Raw genomic sequence first — 5,167 nt, 5'->3', positions numbered from 1 at the left:
TTATAGATAAAATGCATTCAAGTATTGTCCCCCTTTTAGAAGAAGTGGGGCTTGAGGTGAGTTATCAACCAAAGATTAAAAGATCGGAGTTAATCGCCCAAATTGAGGATTATGATGGGTTGATTGTGAGAAGTAAAACAAATATCGATAAGGAAGTGCTAGCTCAGGCAGGTAAGTTGAAATTTATTGGGCGTGCCGGTGCTGGGGTTGATAAAATTGATTTGCAGGAAGTCAAACGATTGGGTGTTCAATTGATTAATGCCCCCGAAGGGAATCGTGATGCTGTAGCAGAGCATGCAATGGGCATGTTATTGGGTTTGCTCAATAATATGTACCAAGCCAATGAACAGGTCAAATCGGGGATCTGGGACCGAGAAGGTAACCGAGGCATTGAATTGAAGGGAAAAACCGTAGGAGTTGTAGGCTATGGCTATATGGGAAGAGCTTTTGCTCGCCGATTATCCGCCTTTGGGTGTGAAGTAATGGCTTATGACCGTTATAAATCCAATTACGGCGATGAGTATGGAAGGGAAGTTTCTCTCGAAGAACTTCATGACAAAGCTGATATCGTGAGTTTCCATTTTCCATTGACAGAGGAAAATCGGTTCTCCATTGATACAGCCTATTTAAATAGTTTTAAGAAACCTATATTCCTTATCAATACCGCAAGGGGTGAGATCTTGCGGCTGGAGGATCTTATTTCTTCTTTAAAATCAGGAAAAGTTATTGGCGCTGCATTGGATGTTTTGGAAAATGAAAAATTTCATAAGCTTTCCCCGGCGCAAAAACAAGCATTAGATTGGTTGGCAAAAAGCAATCGGGTGCTTTTTACTCCACATGTTGCTGGTTGGACCCATGAATCTTACTATAAGTTAAATAAAACCCTTGCTGACAAAATACGTGCATTGAAATTGTTCGCCGATGAAAAGTAGTGATTGGCCGACTTACTCTCTTATCTTTTGCTTTTCAGTGAAATTAAAAGCCATTAAAAATAAAAAAGTAAATATTAGGTATCCCCTAAGGTTTAGTGGTAACTCCCTTTTTCTACAATACTTTGGCTACCCTAAGGTTATTTAATATGGAATAAGATCAATTGGAGGGTAGTCATGTTTAAAAAGTGGAGAGTGCTGGCTTCAAAGCTAATAGAAAGACCACTAATGACCTCTTTTGTAGTTTTAATGGTTATGACAGTGCTTGTGGTGCTGTTAAGCATTCCATTTTATCGTGAAAATTTCAGGGAGTTTTATAGAGATGTACTCATTGAAACCCATGGAATGCTTTTTGACCTGCTGATAATCGGTATTTTACTTTACTGGTTAAATCAGAATGGGCAGCGTTTGATCCAAATCCGAAGGTATAAAGATGAAATAGATGATTTTCGTTTATGGCAATCGGAAGAAGCAGCCTTTAGGACTGTGGGTAACATTAAACGTTTAAATCGAAATAACATTTATTCCATTAATTTGGTCAATTGTTTTTTGGCAAAAACTCAACTTAGCCATGTCAATTTATCCGGCTCCAATTTGAATAATGCTAATCTGAGCCATTCTAAATTGGTCGAATGTAACTTTGAAGGGGCCAGATTGAATCAGACGAACCTGGAAAATGCCAATCTAAATCAAATCAATATGGAAAGTGCTTATGCAAGTGGTGCTAATTTTAAAGATGCAGTTATGATTAAAGCTAACCTGGCAAAATCTTTCTTGATAAAGGCAAATTTTACCAATGCTTTTTTGATGGAAGCCAATCTTAATGATAGTAATTTGGCGGGCGTTGATTTTGAGAATGCTAATCTTTATAAAGCCGATTTACGTAATGCCAAAGGGCTAACACTTGAACAATTGGAGCATGTTAAAACTTTATATAAAGCCTTGTTGGATCCTGAGATTAAGCAAATCATTAAAGATCAAAAACCAAACTTATTAGGGAAATAAAAAACACTCTTCTTCTTGCTGAGATTGGGTTAATTTTGCTATCTTAGAAGTTCGTGACTTGAAGTTGGGTTTTGAACCGAGGATAATATTAGTTAGATTTGCCCCAGATTATTTGCGGGAATACAGCAAGATTCATTTCGTATAAATCTGTAAACATTATACTAAACGATTGGGTTTAACGTAATAACAACAGATTAAAAAAATATCCCAAATATTTCAGACTTTGAAAGTGACGGCTTCATTTTGGGGCCGTTGCTTCTTTTTATATAAAATAAGAACTTATAAAAATTGAGCATTATGAGTAAGGTATCATACTACACAGCCGAAGGATTACAAAAACTTAAGGATGAGTTATATGAATTGAAAGGTAAAGGAAGATCTGATATAGCCAAACAGATTGCTGAAGCCCGAGATAAGGGAGATTTAAGTGAGAATGCGGAGTATGATGCTGCCAAAGACGCTCAGGGATTGCTAGAGTTGAAAATTGCCAAACTGGAAGCTATTGTTGGAAATGCCCGAGTGATTGATGAGTCGAAAATAGACATTTCCAAAGCCTCTTTACTTTCTAGAGTGAAAATCAAGAATAAATTGAATGGAATGGAGGTAACCTATACCTTGGTTTCAGAAGAAGAAGCTGACTTGAAGTCAGGGAAAATATCGATTAAATCTCCTATCGGGAAAGGGGTTTTAGGTAAAAAGGTAGGAGAAGTAGCCGAGATTCAGGCTCCTGCTGGAAAAATTCACTTCGAGATTTTGGATATTAGTATGTAATAACTCTTTTGGATAACTCTCTCAAAGTGTTAAGGATAAGATATTTTGAAAAACAATAATCCTCTCATTTGAATCAGTTGCTGATGATAAGTGGGAGGATTATTGTTTTTTATATTTTGGAGAATTTTCCTCTTACAGAAAATCAATTGTCGTATATTGAACTTCAAAACCAGCAAAGTTTAGAATTATGGCAAGTATTTTCACAAAAATTATCAATAGAGAAATCCCAGGGCATATTGTAGCAGAAGATAGCGATTTTGTTGCTTTTTTGGATATCAGTCCATTGGTGGAAGGTCATTGCCTTGTAGTGCCTAAAAAAGAAATTGATTACATTTTTGATATGGATGGGCAGGAATATACAGCCCTAATGTTATTTGCCAAAAAGGTGGCCGCTGCCATTGAAAAAACCATTTCCTGCAAAAGAATTGGAGTGGCGGTGATTGGTTTAGAGGTTCCTCATGTCCATATCCACCTGGTTCCGCTGAACTCCATGGGGGATATTAATTTTAGTCGCCCCAAACTTTCTCCAGCCGATGAGGAATTAGCCGAAACAGCTTATAAAATCCGATTGAATTTCTAAGAAAGATTTCTTCTGTTGAGCTTCTCCAACATGGTTTAAAAAAAATGGATAGGAGTTCTGAAGGTGGTTGAAATTAATCTTTTTTTGAAGGATTCCCATTTAAGACCACTTCACCCATAAAGCTGAAAAAGGGGAAAGGAAGGACTGAAAGCAGCTTAAGTTGATTTTTTTCTGAAGAAAAGGTTTATGGAGGAAAACATGGCCTTTATTTTAAGCGATCTGGATTTTCAGACAAAAAGGCCTTCCAACCTGAATTTTTCTTTATTTTGCTTCCTTTTTGGAAATGATGACAAACCGCCACTCCCAATGCATCTGTGGCGTCTAACAATTTTGGTGTTTCATTGAGCCCTTTTATAATGGTTTTTAGCATTTGGGCCACCTGTTCTTTTGACGCTTTTCCCCTGCCAGTCACGGATTGTTTAACTTTTAATGGTGCATATTCGGCAATAGGTATATCTCTGGAAAGGGCAGCCGCCATGGCTACTCCCTGAGCTCTACCCAATTTGAGCATTGACTGGACATTTTTTCCAAAAAAGGGAGCTTCCAGTGCAACTTCATCAGGGGCATAATCATCAATTAGACTAATAATTCTATCAAAAATTTTTTTAAGTTTGAGTTCGTGGTTGGCGTATTTGCTCAAATGGATAACTCCATATTGCAGTAAAGAAAGTTGTTGACCTTTGGCAAGAATTAAACCATAACCCATTACATTGGTACCAGGGTCAATTCCTAAAATGATTTTTTCCAGCGCTTTGTCCTCTTTTTTCATCTATGCAATATAGGAAGTTCCTTTTTTTGAAAAAAACAGCTGTTTTTGCCAATCTAGGTAATGGATTGAAATTGGGGATTTTAACTTTTGTAGTTTTTGGAATTTATCTAAAATTGGGGAAAGAACCCCTTTTAAAAAGCCACTTATATAGTCAATGGAACTTCTTTTTTTCCAGCCAACAGTGGTTAAAGCTTTTTTTATTATTGGTGTTGATTCCTGTCAATTGGTCTCTTGAAGCCATTAAATGGCAAAGATTGGTCAGAAATATTGAATATTTGACTTTTCATCAGGCCTTGAAAGGAGTTTTAAGTGGTTTAACCATAAGAATGGCCATTCCTTTTGGGCTGGGGGAAATCACTGGGAGAATTTGGCAATTGGAAGCTTTGGAACGTAAATCGGCATTAGGAGCTTTAATGGTAAGTAGGTTTACACAAACGCTGGCCACTTTTTTATTTGGAACTATTGGATTTAACCTTTATATATTCAACCATTTTCCTGATCTTTTTCATAAAGCTTTCTGGGTAGTAGTTCCGGCATTTTGTGCACTGATCTTTTTTATTCTTCACATTGTATTAAAGAAGGGAAGTGAAAAATTAATCACCATAGCAAGATTTAAGTTTTTAAGTCCTTACGTGGACAGGTATTCGCAGTTTGACTCAAAAGCTGTGTTTGAAGCGTTCTTGTTTTCATCTCTAAGGTATTTAGTTTTTGCCATTCAATTTATGTGGGTACTAACAATGATGGAAGTTGATTTGCAACCTGCTATACTCTTTGCTGGAGTCACCTTTGTTTATTTGGTCAAATCATTGCTGCCAGCATTTAATTTTTTAAGTGATTTAGGAATTAGAGAATTTTCTGCTCTGTATTTTTTTAGCTTTTATCAAGTGGATCTAGCAAGTGTACTATTGGCAAGTTTAATCCTGTGGTTTTTCAATATTATGATTCCTTCTTTAGTAGGAGTTTTCTATGTTTTTAAAATGAAAATATTTAATTCCCCTTAATGCTCTACTTTTTTATAATATCAACAGTTTTTTATGTTTTAATGAACCTGGCCTTTTGGGTAGGTTGGAAGCGAATTAAAACCTTAAATAGTGCCATTAAGCTAAAGGAAGA

6 protein-coding genes are annotated in these 5,167 nt (G+C 36.4%); 5 read left to right on the top strand and 1 reads right to left on the bottom strand.

Annotated elements, in window-relative coordinates:
* Positions 1-2: 2 nt before the first annotated feature.
* From E1171_RS07660 to E1171_RS07645, 4 genes are all read left to right on the top strand, one after another.
* A complete protein-coding gene (locus E1171_RS07660; RefSeq protein WP_343031307.1) occupies positions 3-932 on the top strand; it encodes an NAD(P)-dependent oxidoreductase in 930 nt (309 codons plus the stop codon).
* A 225-nt stretch (positions 933-1,157) separates the two neighbouring features.
* A complete protein-coding gene (locus E1171_RS07655; protein WP_246164223.1) occupies positions 1,158-1,934 on the top strand; it encodes a pentapeptide repeat-containing protein in 777 nt (258 codons plus the stop codon).
* A 297-nt stretch (positions 1,935-2,231) separates the two neighbouring features.
* Positions 2,232-2,705 carry a transcription elongation factor GreA gene (gene greA, locus E1171_RS07650; RefSeq protein WP_155205423.1) on the top strand — a complete coding sequence of 158 codons (474 nt, stop codon included), beginning with the start codon at positions 2,232-2,234 and terminating at the stop codon, positions 2,703-2,705.
* A 187-nt stretch (positions 2,706-2,892) separates the two neighbouring features.
* Positions 2,893-3,285, top strand: coding sequence for an HIT family protein (locus tag E1171_RS07645; protein ID WP_155205422.1), 393 nt, complete (start codon positions 2,893-2,895; stop codon positions 3,283-3,285).
* Between the two features lie 205 nt (positions 3,286-3,490).
* Here the strand turns inward: E1171_RS07645 and ruvC are convergent, their stop codons facing one another.
* Positions 3,491-4,054 carry a crossover junction endodeoxyribonuclease RuvC gene (gene ruvC, locus E1171_RS07640; RefSeq protein ID WP_155205421.1) on the bottom strand — a complete coding sequence of 188 codons (564 nt, stop codon included), beginning with the start codon at positions 4,052-4,054 and terminating at the stop codon, positions 3,491-3,493.
* Positions 4,055-4,080: 26 nt separating this feature from the next.
* Here ruvC and E1171_RS07635 point away from each other — a divergent pair, with 26 nt between their 5' ends.
* Complete coding sequence (locus E1171_RS07635) at positions 4,081-5,055, top strand: lysylphosphatidylglycerol synthase domain-containing protein (RefSeq protein ID WP_187696329.1); 975 nt, start codon at positions 4,081-4,083, stop codon at positions 5,053-5,055.
* The last annotated feature ends 112 nt before the right edge of the window (positions 5,056-5,167 follow it).

The organism is Xanthovirga aplysinae, assembly GCF_009711365.1.
In the GTDB taxonomy this organism is placed as follows: domain Bacteria; phylum Bacteroidota; class Bacteroidia; order Cytophagales; family Cyclobacteriaceae; genus Xanthovirga; species Xanthovirga aplysinae.
The sequence above is the reverse complement of the archived record's forward strand: the minus strand, read 5'-3'. Positions and strand labels throughout refer to the sequence as shown.